Here is a 23,719-nt window from a genome sequence, read left to right as displayed (position 1 = left end):
AATGCCCATACCACATCCAACATCCGAAGCGAGGTATTCATGGCTAGGCAGTTCGTGTTCTCTTCCGAATCGGTGGGCGCGGGGCACCCGGATAAGTTGGCCGACAACATCTCGGATGCCATCCTCGATGCCATCCTCCGCACAGATCCCAAGGCGCGCGTCGCCTGTGAAGCGTTGGTAAAATCAGGGATAGTCGTTCTGGCTGGCGAGATCACCAGCGATGCCCAGGTGGATTACAGCCAAGTTGCGCGCGATACGATTCTCGACATTGGGTACGACGACGAGGCTGTCGGCTTTGACGGCCGGCGTTGCTCCGTCGTTCATGCCCTCACCGAGCAGTCGCCCGACATCAGCCAAGGCGTTGACGAGGGAAGAGGGCAAGACCTCCAGCAGGGAGCGGGAGATCAGGGCCTCATGTTCGGCTACGCATGCCGCGAAACCGATACCCTGATGCCTTTGCCGATCCAGCTCGCTCATCGCTTGACGAAACGGCAGGCGTATGTCCGGAAGGCACAACAGCTTGGCTGGTTGCGTCCTGACATGAAATCCCAAGTCTCAGTGCGCTATGAGGGGTTGCGCCCGGTCGCCCTGGATACCATCGTCGTGTCGACGCAACATGACGAGCAGGTCTCGCAAGAGACTGTCCGCGAGGGCGTCATTGAGGAAATCATAAAGCCTGTCCTGCCGACCCACCTGGAGACGGAAGGCATCAGAATTCTGGTCAACCCGACGGGGCGGTTCGTAGTCGGCGGGCCGCGCGGCGACTGCGGTCTCACTGGACGCAAGATCATCGTCGATTCCTATGGCGGGATGGGTCGTCATGGCGGCGGCGCCTTCTCGGGCAAGGACCCGTCCAAGGTTGACCGCTCGGCTGCCTATGCAGCCCGCTATGTCGCAAAGAACATCGTCGCTAGCGGACTTGCGGACGTGTGCGAGGTGCAGCTTGCTTACGCAATCGGCGTGGCCAGTCCGGTTTCCGTCATGGTCAACACGTTCGGGACAGCCAGGGTTGAGGAAAGCAGGATCGAGCGCCTCATTCTTGAGTTGTTCGATCTCAGACCGAAAGGCATTATCAAGATGCTTGATCTCTTACGCCCTATATACCGTAATACAGCGACCTATGGCCATTTCGGCCGTGAAGAGCCTGATTTCACCTGGGAGAAGACAGACAGGGCGGACGAATTGCGTCGCGAGGCAGGACTCGCCGCCCCGTGAGAGCCGCCGGCGAACGGATTGGCAAGCGGAAAGCCCATTTCCACCGGGCAGACCCGCGCCTGGCAGGCGTGGCGAGAAGCCGGCTCGGGTTTTTTGGCGGAGACATTGATGCCGGATTATGACGTGCTTTGCATCGGCAATGCCATTGTCGACATCATCGCCCAGTGCGACGAGGCATTCCTCGAGATCAACGGCATCATCAAGGGCGCGATGAACCTGATCGACACGCGCCGCGCCGAACTGCTCTACAGCCGCATGGGCCCGGCGATCGAGGCCTCCGGCGGCAGTGCCGGCAACACGGCGGCCGGCGTAGCCAGCTTCGGCGGCCGCGCCGCCTTCTTCGGCAAGGTCTCCAACGATGCGCTGGGCGAAATCTATGCGCACGATATCCATGCACAGGGTGTCGCCTTCGACACCAGGCCGCTCGAGGGACAGCCGCCGACGGCGCGCTCTATGATCTTCGTCACGCCCGACGGCGAGCGCTCGATGAACACCTATCTCGGCGCCTGCGTCGAGCTTGGCCCTGAGGATGTCGAGGCCGACAAGGCATCCGGCGCCAAGGTTACCTATTTCGAGGGCTATTTGTGGGATCCGCCGCGCGCCAAGGAGGCGATCCGGCAGACGGCGAAGCTCGCACACGAGGCCGGACGCGAAGTGTCGATGACGTTGTCGGATTCGTTCTGCGTCGACCGCTACCGGGACGAGTTCCTCGAGCTGATGCGCTCGGGCACTGTCGACATCGTCTTTGCCAACAGCCACGAGATCAAGTCGCTCTACCAGACAAAATCCTTCGACGAGGCGCTGGCTCAGATCCGCAAGGACTGCAAGATTGCCGCCGTCACCCGTTCCGAAAAAGGCTCGGTGATCGTGCGCGGCGACGAGACCGTGGTCATCGAGGCGACCGCCATCAAGGAGTTGGTCGACACCACCGGCGCCGGCGACCTCTACGCCGCCGGTTTCCTGCATGGCTACACGCAGGGCCGCAACCTCAAGACCTGCGGCGACCTTGGCTCGCTGGCGGCCGGCCTGGTGATCCAGCAGATCGGCCCAAGGCCAAGGCAGAATTTGCGCCGCGAGGCGGAAGGGGCTGGGTTGCTGTAGATGCGCGGGCAACTAACCAGCCGCCCTACTGACGCGATGACCGCAGTGGCGGAACTGTGTCAAAGCTCGCTGATAGCGACAGCCATTCGCTTCGGAGAACTGACCCATGCTGCTGCCGTGAAGCTCGCTGGAGGAGCGGTGCAAGGCGTGCTTGCCATGACGGCATTCACCGTCATCCAGATCGTCACCAGCATTTTCCAGAAGCTCAGCTTGGGGAAGGCCAGTAAGGTTCCTGAGGTAACGGAGAACTCTCGGCGTCCGTCGGACTTGACTTGCGATCACGTCCCACGATGCCGAATGCGGGCAGCAGACTGAATATTTCACAATGCTAGACAAAGGCGTAAAACGCGACCATATAACGACATAAACATTTCATTATGCGTCATTGACAAAGAGCGGGTTGCTGTGATTGTCTGCTGTTGTGGTTCTCGCGTACGGTGCTGCCGCAGCGGAGCTAAGAGGGAAGCCGGTGCGATGCCGGCGCTGCCCCCGCAACTGTTAGCGGCGTAGCCGATCCACTCATGTCACTGAGGCGAATACCCTCGGGAAGACGGGTAGAGGCTATGACCCCGCGAGCCAGGAGACCTGCCACGCCGAATTACGTCCACGGGCGGGGTGTCTCGGTGGCCGCTGCAACCGGCGTGCCGGCCTGCTAGCGCCTTCCTTGTCACCGACGCCCCCAACCATCGGGGTATGACATGACTGTCTCTCAGCAAATTCCTGTAGCAACGCTCGGCGTGCCGCGCTTCGGTCGTCGGCGAGAACTGAAATTCGCCCTCGAAAGCTACTGGTCCGGAACATCGTCCGCTGGCGACCTTCTTGCGACGTCGAAGGCGCTCCGTGCCGCTAGCTGGGAAGAGCAGCGCGATCGCGGCGTGTCGAAAATCCCGTCGAACGACTTCTCGCTTTACGACCATGTGCTCGACACCGCAGCCATGGTCGGGGCCATTCCATCCCGGTACGGCTGGAATAGCGGCGAGGTCCCACTTGACATCTACTTCGCAATGGCGCGCGGCAACCAGGGTCAGACGGAGGATTGTGGACACGCTGGTCACCAGGAGGAGGCTCGTGGACCTGGTGTAACCGCGATGGAAATGACCAAGTGGTTTGACACCAACTACCACTACATTGTGCCGGAACTCGATGATGATCAGACGTTCGCCCTCTCGTCATCGAAGCCGGTCGATTACTTCCTCGAGGCTAAAGCTCTCGGCATTCACACACGCCCAGTCATCCTTGGACCCATCACCTTCCTCAAGCTGGCGAAATCGCGTGCCGAAGGGTTCGGTCCCATCGCGCTCCTACCGCGGCTGCTGCCCGTTTACGAGCAAGTCCTGCAGAGGCTGAAGCTGTCGGGAGCCGACTGGGTGCAGATCGATGAGCCAGCGCTTGTCCTCGATCTGAACCCGAACGAACGAGCTGCGTTCGAATTCGCCTATGGCCAGCTGTCGAAAGCCGCGCCCGAGCTGAAGATCATGCTGGCTACGTATTTCGGGTCGCTGGGAGACAATCTCGAAACCGCGGTTTCTCTGCCCCTGGCCGGCCTGCATATTGATCTCGTGCGCGCTCCCGAGCAGCTGGAAACGGTGGGTCGGCTCGCTCCGAAGGATCTGGTGCTCTCGCTCGGCTTGATCGATGGCCGCAACGTCTGGCGTGCGAACCTGCCCGCCATTCTCGACCGCATCAAACCGATCGTCGCCGGCTGGCCCTTGGACCGCGTCGAGATTGCGCCTTCTTGCTCGATGCTGCATGTGCCGATTGACCTGCGCATGGAGACGGAACTCGAGGCGGACATCAGGTCGTGGCTCGCCTTCGCGGCCCAGAAGACCGACGAGCTGGTCTTGCTGGCCCGGGCCCTTTCCAAAGGCAGGGATGCGGTGGCAGCCGCGTTGAAAGCTTCTGCCGAGGCTGCCGCCACTCGCTTGACGTCCACGAAGATCCATGACCCGCTTGTTGAGGGGCGGATCGCCAGCATTGACCATAGCATGAAACGACGAGAGAGCGCTTTTGGCGAGCGCTCCAGAGTCCAGGCCGGCACGCTCGGGCTGCCGCCGTTCCCGACGACGACAATCGGGTCCTTCCCGCAGACGCCGCAGGTACGCCGCGCGCGGTCCGCTCATGCGAAGGGCCAGCTCAGTTATGTCGACTACGAGATTTTCCTGAAGAAGGAGATCGAGTCAGCAATTCGTTGGCAGGAAGAGATCGGGCTGGACGTGCTGGTGCACGGTGAGTTCGAACGAAACGATATGGTACAGCATTTCGGCGAGCAGCTGTCCGGCTTCGCCTTCACTCAGCATGCCTGGGTGCAAAGCTATGGGTCGCGCTACGTGCGTCCCCCCATCATCTTCGGGGACGTATCGAGGCGCAATCCGATGACGGTGCGCTGGTGGCAATTCGCCCAGTCGCTTACGGAAAAGCCTGTGAAGGGAATGCTCACAGGCCCAGTGACCATTCTCAACTGGTCCTTTGTTCGAGACGACGTACCCCGCTCCGAAGCCTGCCGCCAGATCGCGCTCGCCATCCGCGACGAAGTGACGGATCTCGAAAGGTCCGGCGCAAGGATGATCCAGATCGATGAGGCCGCGTTTCGCGAAGGATTGCCACTGCGCCAATCTGACTGGAAAGCCTATCTCGACTGGGCTGTCGAATGCTTCCGGATCGCTTCAACGGGTGTAAAGGACGCGACTCGAATCCATACCCACATGTGCTATTCGGAGTTCAACGAGATCATCGACGCGATCGCTGGAATGGATGCGGATGTCATTTCGATTGAGACGTCGCGCTCCAAGATGGAACTGCTGGACGCCTTCACGAGCTCCAAATATCCGAACGAGATCGGTCCCGGCGTCTATGACATTCACTCACCACGTGTGCCGGAGGTCTGCGAGATTTCGGACCTAATCATGCTTGCCCGCGAGCGACTGTCCGACGGCCAACTGTGGGTAAACCCGGACTGTGGCCTCAAAACACGGAAATGGGAGGAGGTCCGCCCTGCCCTCATGAACATGGTCGCTGCAGCGCGCGCGCTCCGGGAGAAAGTGGCCTGAGGCTTCTCCTTCCTCACCGTGTGGTGAGCTACCGGCTGGCTCCTGTCGGCCGTGAACATGCCAAACCGGCACACTCTTGGAAATGAGCCACTCGGCGCAAATGTGCAATTTCCCTACGGCACGTGTCTTAATCCCGCAGAAATATAAATGTGGCACTACGCTATAATATCGGTTCCTTGGGGACATACAGGCCCCGCGCCTCGAACAAATCGGACACGCGTCGTTTCTCGAAGTAGACTGCTTGGCGCGTTCGCTCAGGCAGCGACAATATATGGTGCTGCGTCTGTCCGCCCCCCAGTTGATCGCGCAGACTACGGGCGAGGTGGCAGGGTTCGGGTATCGCTAGACTAGCGTCCCGCCAATTCGGAGATGGACGTCGCAATTCGTGTCGCCAAGTAAAAATCGCCAATCATTTTCGATTGCGAGTCCGCAGCCAGTTGGCCCTTATTTTCCTGAGATCTGCGTTACAGGCCGGGGCGTTGTCGCCGTTTCTGAGGGTAAGATGGGATAGGCGACGTCAGGTGCCTCTCCGGTCAGCGAGTTGAGGAAGGCAACAAGCAGGTCAACTTCTTCGTCCGCCAGTACTACGCCGAGCTGGGTGGTCCCCATAATGGCGACGGCCTGTTTCAGATCCCAAACCTTGCCCGAATGAAAGTATGGCGCGGTGAGTGCAACGTTGCGCAGCGGCGCCACGCGGAAGACATAGGAATCGTCGGCTGCATTGGTGACCTCAAATCGGCCCTTGTCTTTGTCCGGCAGGACTTCGGCGCTGGGCCGTTCCACGAGGCCGAATGGGTAATAGGCTTGCCCACCAACGTTGATGCCGGCATGGCAGGACGAGCAGCCTTTGTCCATGAAAAGCACCAGGCCCTGTTTCTGTTCGGAAGTCATGGCAACCTCATCACCATTCAGGAAGCTGTCGAACGGGGCAGGTGTGACCAGTGTCGCCTCGAAGGCTTCGATCGCCTTGGCGAAGTTGTCGAAGGTGACCCGATCGGCTTCAGCCGGAAAAGCTGCATCGAACCACTCGACATATTGCGGCATGGACTTGAGAGTGGCGATGAGTTGGCCCGGTGTATTGGCCATTTCGATCCCGGCTTGGACCGGTCCCTTCGCCTGAGCCTTCAGGTCTTCGGCACGACCATCCCAGAACTGGGCGATGTTGAAGACAGCGTTCAGTACAGTCGGCGCGTTGCGCTGTCCCTTCTGCCAACCATGGCCAATCGAGGTTTCGTGATTGTCGTCGCCGCCGGTGGCCAGGTTGTGGCATGAATTGCACGACAAGACGCCTGACGCCGAGACGCGTGGATCGAAGAACAGTGCCTTGCCGAGAGTGATCTTTTCCGGGGTGATCGGGTTGTTGGCGACTGTCGGCGTGGTGGATGGCAAAGCCGTGAAGGTGGCCAATGCCGTATCTCTGAGGTCGGTGGGGATCGAATCCGCAGCAAAGGCGGTGGGTGCCAGCAAGGTGACAGCCATCGTACTGAATAGGATTTTCATAATTGGTCTTCCTGCGTCGTCCACGCAGCCATTATGCGATCTGCGGCTCATGAACGCCCTGAGCTAGATCAGCTTGAGGGAGAGGACGGGGTCTCACACCTGTTTTCGCAGCTGAGCTGGGACCCTCTTGGAAGTGATCGCTCTTCTCGATTGGACTTCAGGGAGGAGGAGTATCCCTGGTTGGCAACCGGTTTTATGCATCAAAGCACGCCCTGAGGGCGGCTTCGTAGATTCGGTCACTGCGATCTTCCAGCCAAGGTTGAGAAAGTCGACAGCATCCGCAAGACTGGCAATCTCTTGCACGATGTGCGCTGCACGCCTTGCGAAAAGTGAGCTTCTGAAACGTCAGGGTTCATTCGTTCCTCCTGACCTGCTGATTGCGTGAATCGGCCTTGTCGACACCCGCCGACTGCACATTGTGATGTCACCAGCGATGGCGGTTTCAATACCTAAGCAGCGACGGTCTATGCGACAGTATGGAGGTCGTAGCGGAATAGCCGTTCTGCCTTCATCGATCGTCACACCGGCATATAGCTCCGCTTCTACGAACATCCCATCACGCGAGGATGGCGCGGCGCTTGAGCAGGTCCACCCGCTGCAACTGCCTCACACCTTGATCCACAGATCCTAGGCGATGACCATGTTGTCGTCATCATTTGACGGGCGCGGGGCATTGGCTCATAAGCGAGCCACCGCAAACTGTGCGGTTGCCAGGGCGTAATGAAGTGAATTGGAATGATCTTCGGTTTGGGAAACACGCACGTCCGACGCAGCTTGCGTTGACAGAGGCGGTTTTAGGCGCAATAGCGCCTCCGCTGGCCTATTTTGTGGAGTTCAATTGTGGTTCGGCCAAAGGCGCGGGGCGCCGGACCGGCCCCTTGTAAACGTAATCAAAGAGAGAGAGACCCTGCATGGAAGAAATCTTACCGCGCATCGCCACTGGTGCCGGCATCGGCCCGGCTGTCGCAGAGAAGGCCGTTGGGTTAATGCTGGGTTTCCTGCGGAGCCACGCGGCCGACGGTCCCGGCGCGCGCATGATCGAGGCCATTCCGGGAGCTTCGGAATTAGTAGCGAAGTATCATGGCGACGACCCAGAGGGTGGCGGCCTTATGGGGCTCGGGCAGCAATTGATGAGTGAGGGTCTCAGCATGGCAAAGATCGCCGCCCTCGCCAACGAGACGATCGCCTGCGCCAAGGAACATGCCGGCGACGAACTCGTGGACGAGGTCCTCAATTCCGTTCCTGGCCTTCCCCAGTTCGTCTGATTAGCGGCAGCCGGGGGCGCATGACCTTGTGCGCCCGTGCCGGCCCGTTTGCGCAGCAGGCATTCTCCGCCGGGCGTTCCGCACCGATCTCGTGAGACCACCAACCGCCGGGCACGCGGAGCGCGCGTTGGAGTACTTCATTCGTCTATCGAAAAATCAACTTCAGGCGATTCGATGTGTATAATTTCTGGCGGTAAGCGTTTATCCTGAACGCTTTCGATGAAGCCCGCGAGATAGGCAAACGTATTATATTTCTCGAGGACTAGCCGCTTCGCCTCTCTTATTGCGCCGCGACGTTCCTTCCAGAGGTCTGAGTTGATAATTTCTTGAATTTTTTGGATTACGTTCTTGTCCTCTGGGTCAATCAGAACCATAGAGTCCGAAGGGAAGAACCTCGTGATTGCCGGGCTGCCGTAATAGATCGGCATTGTTTCAGCGACGAAGCAGTCCATAAGCTTCTCTGTAAAATAGTAATCAGCACGAGTATTCTCGAACGCTATACTGTAGCGATAAGGTGCGAGTGCGTTCCATTTATCTCCAATCAGCCGAAAACCTCGGCCGAACAGGTCAAAATCGAGCTCCTTTCTTAGCCGTTCCAGAAACGCCAGCCGATACCGATGTCCTTTAAGCAGGGCGATGTTACTGGTAATCCATGAGAGCCGAAGTGGCTTATCCATGGCTTCGCTGACCAGAAGTTGGTCATATGTCTTGTTTACAGACCAAGACCGAGTGATCGGTGGAGACAAAACGAATCGGCGCGCTGCATTCTGCCGAGCAACCAGCTCTGCGTCAGACGTCAGGACGATAGTATTTTTCCCCTGCCCTTCATGAAATGCACGATGAGCTTTCGTCGGCGGTTCGCCGATTGCAAAAATTGTCCTGTTGGGGCTCGCCTTGATATCAACAGGGAGCCCAAAAAGAGAAGCAGAGTTAAAGACAATATGCCAATCGGGCACGAAGGATGTGGTGCGTACAAAAGCGACATTGTTCCAGATTCCACTGCCCTTTGGAGTGAGGTGGTGGATTGCATCATCCAAAACGCCCCAAGAATCTAGACATGTAGCAACAATGGGCGCCGGGCGTTCCGTCAACAATTTGGCCGACAAAGCAGTTCCACTCCCTTCACTCGCGAAGGTACTCAATCGCCATTCAGGATTGCGGTAACATCGGGCAGCATAAACCTTCCGGGACCTGCTGTCGAGGCAATTGTCGCTTTGCACTTGACCAGGTTCTTCCTCGCTTCGTGTGGTGATCAGGCCGGCTGAGTGGCAGCATTCGTGCCTAAGGAGTTCGCAGCCGGCGCTGCCTAATGGTACGTTTGATCGTCTTCAGGCGGTTGATCGGCTCTTCCGCCTCGGCCGTTCTCCACGGCAGTTCAATGGCATCGCGAACGGAGTCAACGTCACGGCGTAGGACCAGACCGAAACGCGTGATGGCGATGAGCCGGGTGACGCCAAGTCGATCGAAGTGCCGAGCTTGCCCAACTCACAGGCCCCGCAAAATGCCGCGGAAGGGCATGGCAAGCCTGCGCATAGTGGCAAACTCATGTCATCCCTGCTTCAGGACGTCGACCTTTCTGGCCTGGTTGATCGTCAGCACATCCGGAGGCTTCATGCAGAGGGCCTCGGCGACTACCGGCGAGATCACACGGCCGGTCGCGGCATTCTGTATGAGGACGCGTCGCTGGCTGGTTGATGCGTATGATTGATGCAGGCGGCTCACTGTCCTTGCCCGGCCTCTCGGCGCGGCGCCAACTTGCGAGAAGCCGCTCCAGATTCGAGAAGCTGCCGGTCGCCGCGCTGTTTGATATCGTGGAACAGGTGTCATCCGCAGCCATTGCCGCCTCTCCAGGACCGGCTAAGAAACGCCTCGAAATACATTGATGTCCTAGGTTTATCAGCGGCGGTTCCCAGCCCCTTTGCAAGAGCGGCTCACCGGCGATGAACTTACATCACTTTGGCCATTGCCAATGAACGTTTGTTCCATCGTCCCTGACGCCCACCATCAAGCGACCACTATCGCTCGATTTCACAGTGCAAAGAAGCAAAGCGAGACAAAAACAGCGCGCTTAGCCTCGAGGCTACTAGCGACTTCGGCGCTAAGTTAGAGCGGCACGCGCCACGCACCTCGGCAGGGTCGCCAACAACGAGTGGCTCAGCGGTCACGCCGCGAAATATGGCGCATCGATGTCGCTTCTGGACGAGCATTGGCAATAACGCAGTCAGAGACATTGTTGCTTTCAGCGGCAACCGGCCCTATGAAGCGACGCTTCGCTGACTATGTTTCACCGCCTGGAGAGTTTCATGACAGAAGAAGCCGGAAAAAACGTCGACACCCTCATTGAGCTTGCCGCCGATGTCGTGTCGGCCTACGTGTCCAACAATCCGATCCCGGTGGGGGATCTCCCTGCCCTCATCGGCCAAGTGCATGCGGCTCTGAGAGCGACGGCCGGAGGTATCTCTGCACAAGAGCCGGTTGCCCTTACGCCTGCAGTCCCGATCAGGAAGTCGGTGACACCGGACTACATCATCTCCCTTGAAGACGGGAAGAAATTCAAATCTTTAAAGCGCCATCTGTCGACCCACTATGGGCTGACGCCGGGTGAATATCGGGCCAAATGGGGCCTGCCGGTGGATTATCCCATGGTGGCGCCGAACTACGCCGCGAAGCGTTCGTCACTGGCGAAAACGATGGGGCTCGGCCGCAAACCGAAAGCGCCGAGAGAGCCGGAAGCGCCGGTGCCGACGAAGCGAACTCGCAAGAAGGTCGCGGCTTGATTGCGGCAATTGAAATTCCTTCTGCAGCGTTGCAGCCGTCGGCTTAATCTGGGCGTCGCATAAAAAAGGCGGGGCCAACCCCGCCTTCCTTTCCAACAACTTGTTTCATGAGGAATTCGCGACCCATGCAGCAATCTGCTGCCCTCACTTTTTGCTCGTCCCTATCGAGCGGCAGTGAGCACTTCCGGGCCTACACGCCCACTCTTGCGACTTCGCAGGAGAAAATTTCAACCAGCTTTGCTCAGGCTGCCAGCTGAGGACTTGCCAGTGCGGCGGTCCTGCTCGATCTCATAGTTGATCTTCTGGCCGTCAGCGAGGGTCGAGAGGCCCGCGCGTTCGACAGCGGAAATGTGGACGAAAACATCCGGACCGCCATTGTCGGGCTGGATAAATCCAAACCCCTTGGTGCTGTTGAACCACTTTACCGTTCCAGTCGTCATATACTTGTTCCTTCTTCTACAATGCACGTGGGCGGCCATTAGGCCTGTCCGAGTCATAGCCGAGAGTTGGGCGCAGCAAAAAGCGAAAAATTGTTAAGCCCCGATCAGCTGGCGCACTCCATTGTGGGCGTAGCCGCCAGCAAGCACTGTCCTATACTACCGCTCGAGCGTGGCCGGAAGCGCCCAATTTCTTCCAACGCTCCTCAGCGCCACGTCGATGCTCGTGTTTGGAGGCGCGGGACGTAAGGCCGACCGCTGCTCGTGCCGCCAGGTCAAAAGGCCGGGTAGTTCACGGAGCTGCCTTCGTGCATAACACCTTGGGAGCGCCTTAAGGAGTTTCGAGTTGGATTGTTTCAAGAGGGTCGAGGGGTTGATCGATGCGACCAGCGTGGAAGCGATCGATAGCGCGCGCGTTTTGCTGGACCAGTTCAAGGGCAAGTCAGAAACAATCGCCCAAGCGATTGACGACTTCCTGCTTGATTCCATGACCTTGCTGTTTGTGGTAGAAGCCACCCGCGAGCAGTTCCACAATCCGGCGAGGCGGTTAGCGCGCATCAGATTGAGCAAGGTAAGGCTGTTACTCACGCGATGCTCTTGACCTAAGCGACCACTCGCCAGGGTGCATTTGCAGCCGAGCGCGCCAGGCGGTATTTTATGCACATGAAACCAATCGCGACCGCTAAATTCTGCTGTTTGGTTCCCATGGACGGCGGCAAGCGCGGACAGCTTCCGTGCTGCTGTCCTGCAGCGGCAAATGTGCTGCATGCCCCCATCCAAGGCGAGCTCGACGTTTGTTTCTTACGTTGACCAAGGTCCCGCGAAAACACTCCCCTTTCCGCAGTAACTCATCACTGTTCAACCGCCTCGAGGCAGGCCATCACGCCAGAAGACAGCAACGGCCGTCGTTTTTCCCGCCCAGTCCTACGACCTCGTTTTCCAGCGCCTCGCGAATGTTGCCACCCGCCGTTTTTTTTCAGGTCCGTCTTCGCGCGCGAGCTGGGTCCGCGCCCACTTAGCTACGCTGCTCACGCCTCTACCCTTCAGCACCGCCCGGTCTGACTGTCGAGGACATCGGTCCGCTGGAGCGACAACATTTCAATTCTGACCGTCGGTGCAGCGGCCTTCGAAGCGCATCCCGTCCCCCTTCCCCAGCAGCGCGCCCAATCGTCTTCCAATGAAGAAGATATTCTCAGCCGTGCTCGCGTCGCCTTCAGCCCTGTTCGATGGCCCACAATGTCGGATGCACAACATGTCAGACTGACTTGTCCACATGCCTCGAATGTTTTCTGATCTGGCACGGTGCATGCGTGGTCGTCCGCAAGGCGTCGCGGATCAAGGAAAATCCCTCCAATGACCATCCCCCCAAGAACACCGCCGCCGGTCTCCTGGGCTCATCCCAAGATGAGGCTCGAGTGAGCCTTGGCCGCATGATTCATCTGGCTCGGCCTGCCCGCCGAGATCGAAGACGCAGCCCGTTCAGGAAAATGAGGAACAAATCACTGCCTCGAAACTTGCCTTTCCAACCGGAGCCATCGATCGCCCCCTGGCTGCGCAAGGCATTCACTGCCACCGCCCTGGCCCTGGCGACGACCGCTCCGGCTCTGGCCGCCACCGACGGCGGCAAGATTACGGATTTCCTGCTCGATGATGGCATGGAACAGTCGACATGACTCCGCGCAAATCGTCACTCATATGATCTGGCACAAGGTCCGCAGCGCCGACGAGCCACCGGGCAAACCCGACCTTGCCCCTTCCCTCGAGCGTCTGATCTTTAGGGCGACGCCCAACCGCGCCGACAGCGAGTTCGACGGAGCCGTCTCAGACAGCGGCTACAATACCGCCCTCATTGCCTATAAATCGCTTTGGGCGAGATGATGGGCTTCGAGGCCGATTGCATGTTCAACCTCATTCTCAACGACGATGATATCGAGACCGAGCGAAACGTGATCCTGGAGGAGCGCCGTTGGCGCAGAGAGACGGACCCTCAGGTCTGGTGGACGAGGAGGTCAACGCGACGTTGCGGCCGAATCAGCCCTACCGCATTCCGGTGAACGGCTGGACGCAGGAGATGAAGAAGCTGAACGGCACCGATCGGTTCACGATGTGCAACGAATACCGCCGACCGAACAACGCCGTGCTGGTGGTGGCCGGCGACGCAGAGCCTGAGACGGTGAAGGCGCTGGCCGCGAAGACCTATGGCAAGGTTGCGCGCGGGCCGGATCTGCCACCGCGCAACCGACCGGTCGAGCCCGACTAGTAGAACTGCTAGGCGTCTTGTAGCGTCTCCCTCCCACTTGGGTACCGTGGTCTGCTAGCTGTATGGCCGAGGCCCTATAAGGAACCTTTACGTCCGGAATACACACCCCACCTGCTATATACACCTGCTGCGTTGAGGAGGAATCCGGTATTGCCCCTGTGCCCGCCGATGATCCGTCACCTGCGATCCCCTGACCTGTTTGGACCCATCGATCGCCTGCCGGCACTTGGCACGCGGATGGGCGAGCGGACATTTGAGGTTCTCAACCCGTCGACCGGCGAAGTGCTGGCAGAACTACCCGATATGGGTGTCGAGGAGACATGCGCTGCGATCGACAAGGCCTATGTCGCGCAGCCTCGATGGGCAGGGTTTACCGCACGTGAGCGCAGCGACGTTCTATGGCGATGGCATCAGTTGATCATCGACCACGCCGACGATCTCGCTGCAATTCTTACTGCGGAGATGGGCAAGCCGCTTGCGGAAGCCAAATCGGAGATATCGCATGCTGCGGCGTATCTGCAATGGTATGCCGAGGAGGCAAATCGGGTCTATGGCGAGACGATCTCCGCACCATCGGCCGACCGCCGAATGCTGGTGATCAAGCAGCCCATCGGGGTCGTCGGCACGATAACGCCATGGAATTTCCCGGCCTCGATGGTGGCGCGCAAAATCTCCCCAGCCTTGGCGGCGGGCTGCACGATCGTCCTCAAGCCCGCTGAACAGACGCCGCTCGTGGCTGGAGCAATGTTCGCCCTCGCCCATCAGGCAGGCTTTCCCGAAGGCGTCGTCAATCTGATCTATGCATCCGAAGCTGACGCGGTCGGCCGCGAACTTTGCACAAATCCCAAGGTCCGCAAGATCAGCTTCACCGGGTCTACTGAGATCGGGCGCCTACTCATGCGCCAGTGCTCGGCCCAGATCAAAAAAGTCAGCCTAGAGCTCGGCGGCAATGCACCTTTCATCGTCTTCGATGACGCCGATATCGATGCCGCGGTAGACGGTGCGATCCAGGCGAAGTACCGCAATGCCGGCCAGACCTGCGTTTCAGCGAACCGCCTTTACGTCCAGTCGGGCGTTCACGACGAGTTCGTCGAGAAATTCGTTGAACGGGCTCGCCAACTTCAAGTTGGTGACGGATTCGCGCGCAGAGTGGACATCGGGCCTCTCATCGACAAGAAGGCTTTGGCCAAGATTGAATCCCATATTGCCGATGCCGTAGCTAAAGGCGGCGCGATTCGATGCGGGGGCAAACGCATCGGCACGAATGGCACGTTTTTCCAACCAACGGTCCTGACCGGTGTCACCAGCGAGATGACCGTCGCGCGCGAAGAGACATTCGGGCCGCTCGCACCGATTATTCACTTCAAAGATGCCGATCAGGTCGTGCGTGATGCCAATGAAACGATCTACGGCCTCGCGGCCTATTTTTATGCCTCTAACCTGAAGCGTGTCTGGCGTGTCGCCGAGGCCTTGGAATATGGAATGGTCGGGGTAAATACCGGCCGGATGTCTTCGGAAGCGGCGCCGTTCGGTGGGATAAAACAGTCCGGAATCGGGCGGGAGGGTTCCCGCCATGGCCTCGAGGACTACCTCGAAATGAAATATCTCTGCATGGGCGGCATCTGAAGCATCGACTTGCAGGGTCACAGGCCGAGTACCTAGTGAGCGATCCCCAAACATGTAAATTGTAGAATCGCTCCTCGATTAGGGCCGTCATACCGGAGCAAACACGCAATCCTGAGGAGCACCCTAATAATTTAGGCATCTATCTCTCCCGCGACAAGCGTCTGCATTTTCGGCGAAGACCTCGTGAATGTTAAGGAGGATACGCTTGCGATTTGGCAGCCCTCGCCGAATACTTCAGGCGAAGGGCTGTGCGTTGCGCGGGTCTGATTGGAAGCTTGTGCACCATGCTGGATCGTGAACGCTGGTTGTGAGCAATACCGGTTTCGGACCCGAATTTGAAGCTGCTACATTCCGATTGTCAGTTCAGTTGTTCTTCGGCTGAATGCCGCGCCGGTACAGTCTCGCACAGAATAGAAGATATCATCACGCAGGCATTCGCGTTCACATTGGTGATCGGCGCACGCTCCAGGCGCCAGGTTGACCAAGCGGGTCGAATCGCATGACAGCCTTGACCCGCTGGAGGACGGAATCCCGATGCCGCAGAGGTTGGTCAGCGCAGTCGAGCCCTCACGGCATTGCGGCACGAACAGCAAGGGCTGGGAAGCGACCGGCCGAGCGGTCCTCGAAGCCGCGGGCCAGGGTTGTCGACGACGCGCTGGTTCAGGTCGCCCCAGTGACAGCATATTTGGCATGGTCGGCTTTGGTTGCCGCGCAGATCTGGTCGAGATTGGGACAGCTCACTGGTGCACCTTTGGGCTCATAGTGCTTCCTCCTCATCGAGGTGAGGATTGCCGGACTTGGCGTAGAACACCAACACGGGTCTGAGATCAAAGCGCGTCCCGGGCGCGAGGCGCTGGACGGACCGGGGCCATGTTTCGGTTGAGACGCCATCGATGCCTCGCGCCAGCGTTCTGGCGAATCGGGGCATCAGCGGAGCGACTGTCGGTGCCATGATCGCAGCGGCCGTCGTCTGAAGGGCTAGCGAAGTTCGATTGCGGGCGGGGTAGAAACATCGCGCAGCCGCATAGTCTCGCGCCCGACGGTAGATCACGCAATCGCGCACGAAATCGCAGGCCTGAGCGGCCGCGCGCCGGACCGAGAAGCCTTCGTCCGAATATGCCCGCTCCATCGCCGCGCGATAGACCTCTATCCGAGCAAAAAAGGCGCGGTCGACTGGGCTCCAGTCGCCTGCATCGGGTACACGGCCGGCAAAATCCTGCTTGATTTCCTGGTCCAACGCATCAAGCCAGTTCAGCCAAATCCCTTGGAAGACCTCCTTCTCGGTGCGGCGCAGCCCGTCCAGCGTGAAATCCGTCCGCTCCCCTTCCGGGCGTGTCAGGCCCAAATGGAGGCGCACGACGTCGACTGTCTTTGGGCTCAGAACGTCCTTGCCCCAGACCGCGTGGCGGCAGCTGGTTGAGAACTTCTTGGCGTCGAGCAGGTAGAACTCGTTTACGTGATAGTGGATGCGCGGCGTCCAGTGGGAGAAGACCTCGGCGTAAAGAGCGGGGTAGAGTAGCGCGTGGTAGAACGAATTGTCGAAGCCGAAGAAATGGACAATCTGCCAATCGCTGCCGGGCATCTCCGCGTTCCAGTCGCGACCCAGCGAGCGGCCGAGCGCCTGGATGTTGTAAAGAAAACCGAAGGCCATCTCCGGCCAGACCCAGATCACTTGCCCCGGGAACCCTTCGGCCGGCAGGCCCCAGTCCGAGGGGTGGGTAATGGGTACTGAAAATCCGCCGCGTTGGCGTAGGCGCGCGAAGAGATCCAAGATGCGTAGCGGGACGCCTGATGCCCTTAGATGCCGGTCGATATTGTCGTAGCAGCGGTCCAGGGCAAGTTCCGGACGGCGGAGGGAGCCGACCAGCGGCGCTTCGGCAGACTGCCGTGACCGCGCTGCACCCAGGTCGTGGCAAAGGTTTGGGGCGCCGCATTCCTCGCAGATGTTGCCGGCGGCGGAGCCGCCGCAATCGGGGCAGAGGCCTTTAACATCCGGCTCATAAAGATAGTGGCCTGTCACAGCATCGAAAAGCGCAGGGCTCTGGCGCAGATCTACCGCCGTGCTGCTCAGAAGAGTTCGGAAACACGCGGCTTGAAATTCGCGGTAACCGTCATCGCCCATTGTGGCTTGGAAGCTGTGGACGTCGCAATCGAGAAGTGCAAGCGTGGCGCGAATCTCGTCGGAGTAGTAGCGCGCCACGTTTGCAGGCGTCCATTGATCGGTAGCGGCGCGTGTCGCGACGTAGCTCTGGTAATCGTCGCTTCCGGTCAGGTGATACGCCTCGACTCCTTTCATGCGCAGGAAACGGGTATAGACGTCGGCGCCGAAATAGGGGCCAGAAAGATGCCCCAGATGCAGATCGCCATTTGGCGTTGGCGGCGCGGAGAAGACGAAGGTCGGCCCGCGTGGAGCCGTGGTCTTTGCAGCGGCATCAAGGGCGGCCTCGCCGTCTCGCCAGTAGACATCGACGAAATTCAGGTCTTTGTTCCCGTCATTGCGCAGCACATGCGCTTCAAAAGGATGGAACAGGACGACGTCGCCGGCCTCGACCGAGATTTCCCCAAGGTCGGTGGTGACCTTGCCCGCACCGGACAGGACCACGAAGGCCTCGATTTCGTCGTGCCGATGGGGCTCGGATGTGACCCCGGGTCCAACCTTTCCGAACGAAAACCCCGTGCGAGCACTGCCCGTTCCAAGCGTGGCCGTGTCGATACCGAACGCTCGCGACAGCTCCGTTCGAGAAAACGTGTATTTGCGCATGACAACGAACCTAAGCTGTTGAAGAGTGGGACGGACCTTCGGCTGCCAACGAACAGCCTCAAGTGCACTTCATGGAGAGAAACGGCAGCCCGACCCGTTGGCGGCCCGGCCAGGATAGTGCAGCTCTGGGCCGGCAGGCGGGCGACCAAGGGGGGCGCTGTCGGGCTGTAGGCGCACAGAAGGCCGCCTGTGACCCCTCCACAATCCACGTGCCAAAGCGTCCGATGCTCCGCTAGCCCGCAAATCAGACCGCCATACCGTCCGCGCATTTCGTGAGCGGTCGATCAGTTTCGTGTGCATGCCTCCGCCTGGCTGCGTGAGCTCAATCGCGATAGAAGATGCCATTTGGGGGCTTGAGATTGTCGAGATCGGCCACTTTGCCCTCGGGCGGGTTAAGGGCGCGCTTAAGCACGTTATATTCAGCGCGGGTCGGCCCACCGGTTGAGGCACGCTGGAACACCAAGTAGAGTGTCCGCCGAGAGCGATTGCTTTTGTTCGGTCGTGAGTAGTGCGGTGCGTAATCGTCGAAGATGAAGATGTCGCCAGCCTTCCATACTACGGGTTCCCAGGAGAACGTTTCGGCGACTTGAGGATCGATCACCCCACCGGCATCCATGGGGAACACCCCCTTCTTGTGGTTGCCGGGGCTGAAGAAAAGCCCGCCGTTTTCCGGGTCGGAGTCGTCGATGCCTATGGCAACCACCGCATGGACCATCCGGTCGGGGAGTTTGTGTGGAATGTGATAAATGTCCTGATGCGGGAGATAGCCGCCGCTGTCGGGGTAGTGGAAAATAAGCAACTCCTTGAGCCTGCGCGAATCTTCTCCAAGCAAATCATCGACTGCTGACTTTATGCGCTGATCTGCTAATAGCAAACGACGCAATGGATCATGGTAGTCGAGAAAATTCTCGGTCTTGGATATGATCTTTCGATTGTCCGTCGTCTTCTCGAACCACATGAGCCATTTATCATCGCTGACGTCCCAGCGTGACACATCTTCGACAAAATCAGAGATATCTTCCTGAGCCGCTGGCGCAAAGAAACTTTCGAGCCTGACGTATCCGTCTTTCTGCCACTTGTCTCTTTGTGTATCAGTCAACATGCGAAAAGCCTCCTGTTGGAAAGACTGGTTGGTCGGACCCAATTGGGCAGTCGGGCGCTGGCTAGTTGCGGTCCACGGAGGCGCCCACGCATGTGGGACGGCGATGCTAAGTGCGTACCGCTCCGACGGATTTTGTCCGCAGAAGCTCGGCGCGTGACTGCCTATGTCATGCTCAGCCGGGTCCAGGGCTTCGGTAAACTGGGCCGGATCAACCGCCTCACCCGGTCCAGCCACGACACGCATCGCTAAAGGCCGGCACCATCCGCTGACCGCCGACCCAGCCATGGCCCCCAAGACCACGGCGCTCTTTCGAGTGCGCGACCTGGTACGACCTTGACAATGGTAGGGGAAATGCACGCCCCCAGAATAATGCGATGCGCCGCTTGGTCCAAGAACTTGTTCGGTCACGATGATTTCGGAGAAGCCTCCGGCCTTCGCAGCGGAGGCGGACATCATTCCCAGGATGCCACCGCCGATGATCAGAAGTTTACGAGTCATATCCCGCTGCCCATTTCTTCGGCTACGGGGGCGGGCCAGCTCTCGATCGACGTATGGCTGATGAAGCCAGGATGCTCGGGGTTCGCGCATGGCGCGCGCCCAAGAAGGCTATCGAGGATGCGGCGCGCGCGCCAGGCCAGCAGGCTTAGGTTCGGATCGGCCAGGCCGCGCTGCCCGAGGCTCGCGTTTTGTACGAAGATGCGTCTGTCACGCGGTCCGTCCCAGCTCACCGAAAAATCCTCGCGAATAGCTAATTCATTGTCGATATGCTCCAGCCGGTGCGCGATAGGTTCCAAGAAGTCTGGGATCGCGTTCTCGTAACCGGTGGCCAGCACGACGATATCAGCCCTGACTTCTTCGACCTCGACCATGCCGTGCTGCAGGGTTAGCCTGTGACCCGCGCCGGCGTTGATGCAGTGCGAGACGGTGCAGCCCGGCCGCAGTGTGATGTCGGATCGGTTTGGCTCGAAAAATGCGTGGCGGTAGAGCGCCTGATAGATCGCCCGCAACGTGCTTTCTGAAATGCCGTCCGAGGCAAGCACGAAACGCCGCAGGAGCAGCTTACGCTGCGACTCGCTCATGGCCGCGAAACGGTCCGAAAAGCAGGGCATGAACAACTCGTTTGTAAACGGGCTGTTGTCCAGAGGCAGATAGTTTTCGCGCTGCGAGACCCAAGTGATCGAGGCAGGCCGCCGATCTTTCGGCAGGCCGATAAGATGCAACATCACCTCGGCTCCCGATTGTCCTCCGCCGACCACGCAGACATGCTTTCTCCGCACCTCAGGGTGGATGTGCAGTAAAACAGATGAGTGGAACAGGTTGCGTCCAGTCCAGCCCTGGAACTGAGGCGGAATTTGCGCCTGCTTGCCAATGCCGACCACGACGTCTCTGGCGCCGAGAACCGCCTTATCCGTCCGCACCCGAAACTCGCCGTCAAAGCGGATCTCGCGCACTGTCTCGCCGCCACGCACAAGTGGGTTCCTGTGGAAAACCCAGTTCAGGTATTGTTCGAACTCCACTCTAAGCACGGCTTCGAACCGTGCGTTCAGGAAGTGATACAGACGCCCGTTCTCGTGCAGGAAGTTGACGAAAGTGTAGGCTGATCGCGGATTCACTAGAGTGACCAGGTCCTTGAAGTGGCTGACCTGGAGCTCCGAGGAATCGAATGCACTGCCTGGATGCCAGCGGAAGTCGACCTGCCGATCCAGGAACACCGCACCTTTCCCAACTTGCTCGTGTAGCTGACACGCAAGGCTCAAATTGGACGGGCCAGCACCGACCCCAACGCAAGATAACTCCACTGCTTCCTCCTATAGAGTTTTCCCACTAGGCGGCTTGTTCGCGGCGAATATCGGCCGCAGCCGCTGGCCCCCCCTCGCGGACGTTCGGAGCACCGGTCCCGACCGGGTTTGCGAGAATTTGTCCAGCGCGTTCGGTCGTCGAATGTAGACCGGAGCATTCCAGCGCGGTGAAATCGAGGGGTCATGCCTGCGACGTGGGGCAACGACGTTTGTCCTTTCCGCCCGTCTGGATGCCCCCCTCGCCGTCACGCGAGGAGCTTTCCAGGCCCACTAAGGTGTTCGAAGCCGGCGCAATCGCCCGCCTGGACCATGACGCGCCGGCCTTTCGGCGGCTTGATGGCAGGCGAGAGCGCGGTTTTCACTGCGGCGACGGCATTTTCGGTGCGCATGATCATGGACGACGTCTCGCTGATGCGTTCGCAGAGTCCCATGCATGGGCCGTGCCAGAGAAGGAAATTTTATTAAACAACGGGTTCTCGGATTCACGATCCTGTCGGAAATCCGACATTGAGGGGGGACGCCTCACGGCGGCGCCCGATTCGCACGTCGATGTCGCACCTTCTGCACCAGAATACTTCTCTTATGGAGACCAGCACGAAATCTTCATGAACGGACCGTGCAGAACCTGGTGTCTCTGCCGGACAGATCGCGATATGCCTCCCATCGAGGTTGGCAGTTGCCAGATCCTTCGCCCTATCGTGCCGTTGCACTGGCTCGATCCCGACATCCTCGGAGGCCGAGATCATGAAGAGTGACGCAATCTCATGTCCGCCGCGAGGCCTCTCTCATGGGGAAGCAATTCTCTTTGTTGGTGTCGGATCGGTGCTCTTGATGAGATGGTTGCCGATGGGCGCATGCTCAGTCCTAAGCGCATCAATGATTGCGCGATACGGGACCTTCACCAACTGGATTGTCGAATCTCTGTAAAAATAACCGAAAGACAATTGCGTTATGACCACTCTGCCGGTCCCAAAAGCACGACGCCATTCGGTCCCTGCGACTCAATCCAGGCGGAGGGATGAGGCCGCAAAGCAGTCTTTTGCGCGCCGCGCCGGTGGCCCAGGATGGAGCCATCGTAAACGCAGTTATTCGATGATCGCCGCCGCGGAGTCCTCAGGCTGTGCCGCGCCCGACACCGCGACGTAGTGGTCGTCGATCGCCCCGTCGCCGATGTCGGTCCGAAGCTCGGCCAGTTTCGCGGTGAGCTTCACTGCCTATTCCGCAGTGCCCACCGAGCTCGCACAGGAGGTTCTGATCACGTTGTCGGGTCTTCGACAAAGTCGGAGATGAGACACACCGCAATTAGAGCCATGTCATTGTTGTGAAATGACTTTCTCGTTTGGCACGACACGTGCAAGGCTATCCGCAAACGCGCTGCGGCAAGGACTGAGGAGAAATCATGCCATGATCAAGCTCGCCGAACATGCGGTCGCAGCCGCGAACTGGGCCTTTCCGAGCCGACAGGACGTTGCGGCTGTTTCCAGTCGACATCATTCTTCACGTTACCGGACATGACCGTATTCGATTTCCGCCCAACGCTGACTGCCCCGGACGATGATCTCTATCTTTGGCTCGAATGTAGAAGGAGAACGGACACTAGCCTGGGCCGCCAGCCGCGGTCAGTACCTCTACAATTTTCTGGCAGGATGCCGGAAATCCGCGCGCACTGTGGCACCGGCACCACCCTTGCCGCCTATCCGCCGATCCTGCTCGCCACCACGAAGCGGAACGACCGCGTCCACCCGGGCCACGCGCGTAAGACGGCCGCCAAGCTGCAGGCCTTTGGTTATCCCGCTTACTTCTAAGTGAGTACAGGTCGATGATTGCGAGGACGGCGCAAATAAGATGATTGCGAGCACGACGCAAATAATGTGTGCGCGGTCCCACGCAAACTGCGCATGAGCGCTCCGCCAATCTCACGCAATTCGAGCAAGACTTTTCGTAGTTCAGTGCATCATTTCTGAAGAGCAAAGGAGAGAATATCATGGCGAGAAAGCGAATGGGCGCGGCGCGGGGAGTAACAGCGGCCGTCATGCTGGTGGTGGGACAGCAGGCCATCGCGGCGGAGCTTGCGCAAGCCGCGAGCGTCCCGCAGGCAGGGGCCTCGGTCACGGAAGCGCCAAGCCCTTGGCAGATCCGCCTGCGTGCGTTAGGGGTCGTCACTGAGGATTCGGGCTACGTCAAAGCAGTGCCCGGCTCCGATCTTTCCTATTCGAACACGGTGACGCCGGAACTCGATATCTCCTATTTCTTCACGGACAACATCGCCGCCGAGCTCATACTCGGCACCACCTATGCAAACATCGGGGGCCAAGGAGCGATCGGCGGGCTGGGCAAGATCGGCAAGGTTTGGCTGCTGCCGCCTACGCTCACATTGCAGTATCATGTTACCAACTTCGGCGCTTTCAAGCCCTATGTTGGTGCCGGCGTGAACTACACGATATTCTATAACCAGGATGTCGGCAGCGCCGACGCTCTCAAGGTTAGGAACACGTTCGGCGCCGCGCTGCAGGTCGGGTTCGACTACATGGTGGATCAGCACTGGGGCGTCAACTTCGACGTGAAGAAGCTTTTCCTCAAGCCAGACTTCGACGTCACGGTCGACGGCGCGAAGCTGACGGGCAAGGCTGCGCTCGATCCGTGGTTGATAGGCGCAGGTGTCACCTACCGCTTCTGATACGCAACGCGAAGGCGGCCCTGCTGACAGCCGATCTGAAATGAAGGGCGCCTCGGGCGCCCTTTCCACGCCGGCGGTGCACGGGCGAGTCGACCTGGATCATTAGAGGGGTGGGGCCTTGTAACCCTTGGGCGGGGAGGTGTCCGAATCGG

Annotated in this window: 19 protein-coding genes and 1 riboswitch; of the genes, 11 read left to right on the top strand and 8 right to left on the bottom strand. The window is 59.2% G+C overall.

Annotation, left to right across the window (positions count from 1 at the left end; all coding sequences use genetic code 11):
* The first annotated feature begins 39 nt into the window (after positions 1–39).
* The 3 genes from metK to metE all read left to right on the top strand — a co-directional run bounded on the left by metK (position 40) and on the right by metE (position 5,363).
* Complete coding sequence (gene metK / locus NKI61_RS18120; RefSeq protein WP_023693516.1) at positions 40–1,215, top strand: methionine adenosyltransferase; 1,176 nt, start codon at positions 40–42, stop codon at positions 1,213–1,215.
* A gap of 108 nt (positions 1,216–1,323) precedes the next feature.
* Complete coding sequence (locus NKI61_RS18115) at positions 1,324–2,316, top strand: adenosine kinase (RefSeq protein WP_352840210.1); 993 nt, start codon at positions 1,324–1,326, stop codon at positions 2,314–2,316.
* A gap of 405 nt (positions 2,317–2,721) precedes the next feature.
* Positions 2,722–2,923, top strand: a riboswitch (cobalamin riboswitch).
* 91 nt (positions 2,924–3,014) lie between these two features.
* The gene (gene metE / locus NKI61_RS18110; protein ID WP_352840209.1) at positions 3,015–5,363 is read left to right on the top strand and encodes a 5-methyltetrahydropteroyltriglutamate--homocysteine S-methyltransferase; all 2,349 of its coding nucleotides are present in this window, start codon (positions 3,015–3,017) and stop codon (positions 5,361–5,363) included.
* A gap of 444 nt (positions 5,364–5,807) precedes the next feature.
* Here metE and NKI61_RS18105 read toward each other — a convergent pair whose 3' ends face one another.
* Positions 5,808–6,863, bottom strand: a complete 1,056-nt coding sequence (locus tag NKI61_RS18105) for a cytochrome-c peroxidase (RefSeq protein ID WP_352840208.1) — start codon at positions 6,861–6,863, stop codon at positions 5,808–5,810.
* A gap of 911 nt (positions 6,864–7,774) precedes the next feature.
* On the opposite strand from NKI61_RS18105, the gene NKI61_RS18100 reads away from it, so the two are divergent.
* A complete protein-coding gene (locus NKI61_RS18100) occupies positions 7,775–8,128 on the top strand; it encodes a hypothetical protein (protein ID WP_023671848.1) in 354 nt (117 codons plus the stop codon).
* A 137-nt stretch (positions 8,129–8,265) separates the two neighbouring features.
* Here the strand turns inward: NKI61_RS18100 and NKI61_RS18095 are convergent, their stop codons facing one another.
* Entirely contained in the window at positions 8,266–9,270 is a 1,005-nt protein-coding gene (locus NKI61_RS18095; RefSeq protein WP_352840207.1) for a glycosyltransferase family 10 domain-containing protein, read from the bottom strand.
* A 1,161-nt stretch (positions 9,271–10,431) separates the two neighbouring features.
* Here NKI61_RS18095 and NKI61_RS18090 point away from each other — a divergent pair.
* The gene (locus NKI61_RS18090; protein WP_023693512.1) at positions 10,432–10,905 is read left to right on the top strand and encodes a Ros/MucR family transcriptional regulator; all 474 of its coding nucleotides are present in this window, start codon (positions 10,432–10,434) and stop codon (positions 10,903–10,905) included.
* Between the two features lie 227 nt (positions 10,906–11,132).
* Here NKI61_RS18090 and NKI61_RS18085 read toward each other — a convergent pair whose 3' ends face one another.
* Positions 11,133–11,345, bottom strand: a complete 213-nt coding sequence (locus tag NKI61_RS18085) for a cold-shock protein (protein WP_023671852.1) — start codon at positions 11,343–11,345, stop codon at positions 11,133–11,135.
* A 370-nt stretch (positions 11,346–11,715) separates the two neighbouring features.
* Between NKI61_RS18085 and NKI61_RS18080 the strand changes: the two genes are divergently transcribed.
* The 4 genes from NKI61_RS18080 to NKI61_RS18065 all read left to right on the top strand — a co-directional run bounded on the left by NKI61_RS18080 (position 11,716) and on the right by NKI61_RS18065 (position 15,228).
* Complete coding sequence (locus NKI61_RS18080) at positions 11,716–11,943, top strand: hypothetical protein (RefSeq protein ID WP_352840206.1); 228 nt, start codon at positions 11,716–11,718, stop codon at positions 11,941–11,943.
* A gap of 709 nt (positions 11,944–12,652) precedes the next feature.
* A complete protein-coding gene (locus tag NKI61_RS18075; protein ID WP_155927437.1) occupies positions 12,653–13,015 on the top strand; it encodes a hypothetical protein in 363 nt (120 codons plus the stop codon).
* Between the two features lie 293 nt (positions 13,016–13,308).
* Positions 13,309–13,602 (top strand): insulinase family protein, encoded by a 294-nt coding sequence (locus tag NKI61_RS18070; protein ID WP_348625624.1) that lies wholly within the window; start codon positions 13,309–13,311, stop codon positions 13,600–13,602.
* Positions 13,603–13,770: 168 nt separating this feature from the next.
* Positions 13,771–15,228, top strand: a complete 1,458-nt coding sequence (locus NKI61_RS18065; RefSeq protein WP_352791613.1) for an NAD-dependent succinate-semialdehyde dehydrogenase — start codon at positions 13,771–13,773, stop codon at positions 15,226–15,228.
* A 757-nt stretch (positions 15,229–15,985) separates the two neighbouring features.
* Here NKI61_RS18065 and NKI61_RS18060 read toward each other — a convergent pair.
* From NKI61_RS18060 to NKI61_RS18040, 5 genes are all read right to left on the bottom strand, one after another.
* On the bottom strand, positions 15,986–17,989 hold the full coding sequence (locus NKI61_RS18060; RefSeq protein WP_352840205.1) for a class I tRNA ligase family protein: 2,004 nt from the start codon (positions 17,987–17,989) through the stop codon (positions 15,986–15,988).
* 322 nt (positions 17,990–18,311) lie between these two features.
* Complete coding sequence (locus NKI61_RS18055) at positions 18,312–19,091, bottom strand: phytanoyl-CoA dioxygenase family protein (protein ID WP_352840218.1); 780 nt, start codon at positions 19,089–19,091, stop codon at positions 18,312–18,314.
* Positions 19,092–19,585: 494 nt separating this feature from the next.
* Complete coding sequence (locus tag NKI61_RS18050) at positions 19,586–20,890, bottom strand: lysine N(6)-hydroxylase/L-ornithine N(5)-oxygenase family protein (RefSeq protein WP_352840204.1); 1,305 nt, start codon at positions 20,888–20,890, stop codon at positions 19,586–19,588.
* 245 nt (positions 20,891–21,135) lie between these two features.
* Positions 21,136–21,285, bottom strand: coding sequence for an iron-sulfur cluster assembly accessory protein (locus NKI61_RS18045; RefSeq protein WP_352840203.1), 150 nt, complete (start codon positions 21,283–21,285; stop codon positions 21,136–21,138).
* A gap of 690 nt (positions 21,286–21,975) precedes the next feature.
* On the bottom strand, positions 21,976–22,101 hold the full coding sequence (locus NKI61_RS18040) for a hypothetical protein (RefSeq protein WP_352840202.1): 126 nt from the start codon (positions 22,099–22,101) through the stop codon (positions 21,976–21,978).
* Between the two features lie 300 nt (positions 22,102–22,401).
* On the opposite strand from NKI61_RS18040, the gene NKI61_RS18035 reads away from it, so the two are divergent.
* The gene (locus NKI61_RS18035) at positions 22,402–22,695 is read left to right on the top strand and encodes a hypothetical protein (protein WP_352840220.1); all 294 of its coding nucleotides are present in this window, start codon (positions 22,402–22,404) and stop codon (positions 22,693–22,695) included.
* A gap of 179 nt (positions 22,696–22,874) precedes the next feature.
* On the top strand, positions 22,875–23,567 hold the full coding sequence (locus NKI61_RS18030; RefSeq protein ID WP_502899902.1) for an OmpW/AlkL family protein: 693 nt from the start codon (positions 22,875–22,877) through the stop codon (positions 23,565–23,567).
* Positions 23,568–23,719: the final 152 nt, after the last annotated feature.

Source organism: Mesorhizobium sp. M0514, assembly GCF_040321145.1.
Taxonomy (GTDB): Bacteria; Pseudomonadota; Alphaproteobacteria; order Rhizobiales; family Rhizobiaceae; genus Mesorhizobium.
Note: the sequence above shows the minus strand (reverse complement) of the source record. Positions and strands in the feature narration are given on the sequence as shown.

Bases quoted from the DNA above. Each gene is read 5' to 3' on its own strand.
- NKI61_RS18065 (WP_352791613.1), top strand. From the start codon at position 13,771: ATGATCCGTCACCTGCGATCCCCTGACCTGTTTGGACCCATCGATCGC.
- metK (WP_023693516.1), top strand. From the start codon at position 40: ATGGCTAGGCAGTTCGTGTTCTCTTCCGAATCGGTGGGCGCGGGGCAC.
- NKI61_RS18100 (WP_023671848.1), top strand. From the start codon at position 7,775: ATGGAAGAAATCTTACCGCGCATCGCCACTGGTGCCGGCATCGGCCCG.
- NKI61_RS18115 (WP_352840210.1), top strand. From the start codon at position 1,324: ATGCCGGATTATGACGTGCTTTGCATCGGCAATGCCATTGTCGACATC.
- NKI61_RS18045 (WP_352840203.1), bottom strand. From the start codon at position 21,285: ATGATCATGCGCACCGAAAATGCCGTCGCCGCAGTGAAAACCGCGCTC.
- NKI61_RS18030 (WP_502899902.1), top strand. From the start codon at position 22,875: ATGGCGAGAAAGCGAATGGGCGCGGCGCGGGGAGTAACAGCGGCCGTC.
- NKI61_RS18085 (WP_023671852.1), bottom strand. From the start codon at position 11,345: ATGACGACTGGAACGGTAAAGTGGTTCAACAGCACCAAGGGGTTTGGA.
- NKI61_RS18105 (WP_352840208.1), bottom strand. From the start codon at position 6,863: ATGAAAATCCTATTCAGTACGATGGCTGTCACCTTGCTGGCACCCACC.
- NKI61_RS18055 (WP_352840218.1), bottom strand. From the start codon at position 19,091: ATGTTGACTGATACACAAAGAGACAAGTGGCAGAAAGACGGATACGTC.
- metE (WP_352840209.1), top strand. From the start codon at position 3,015: ATGACTGTCTCTCAGCAAATTCCTGTAGCAACGCTCGGCGTGCCGCGC.
- NKI61_RS18035 (WP_352840220.1), top strand. From the start codon at position 22,402: ATGACCGTATTCGATTTCCGCCCAACGCTGACTGCCCCGGACGATGAT.
- NKI61_RS18060 (WP_352840205.1), bottom strand. From the start codon at position 17,989: ATGCGCAAATACACGTTTTCTCGAACGGAGCTGTCGCGAGCGTTCGGT.
- NKI61_RS18090 (WP_023693512.1), top strand. From the start codon at position 10,432: ATGACAGAAGAAGCCGGAAAAAACGTCGACACCCTCATTGAGCTTGCC.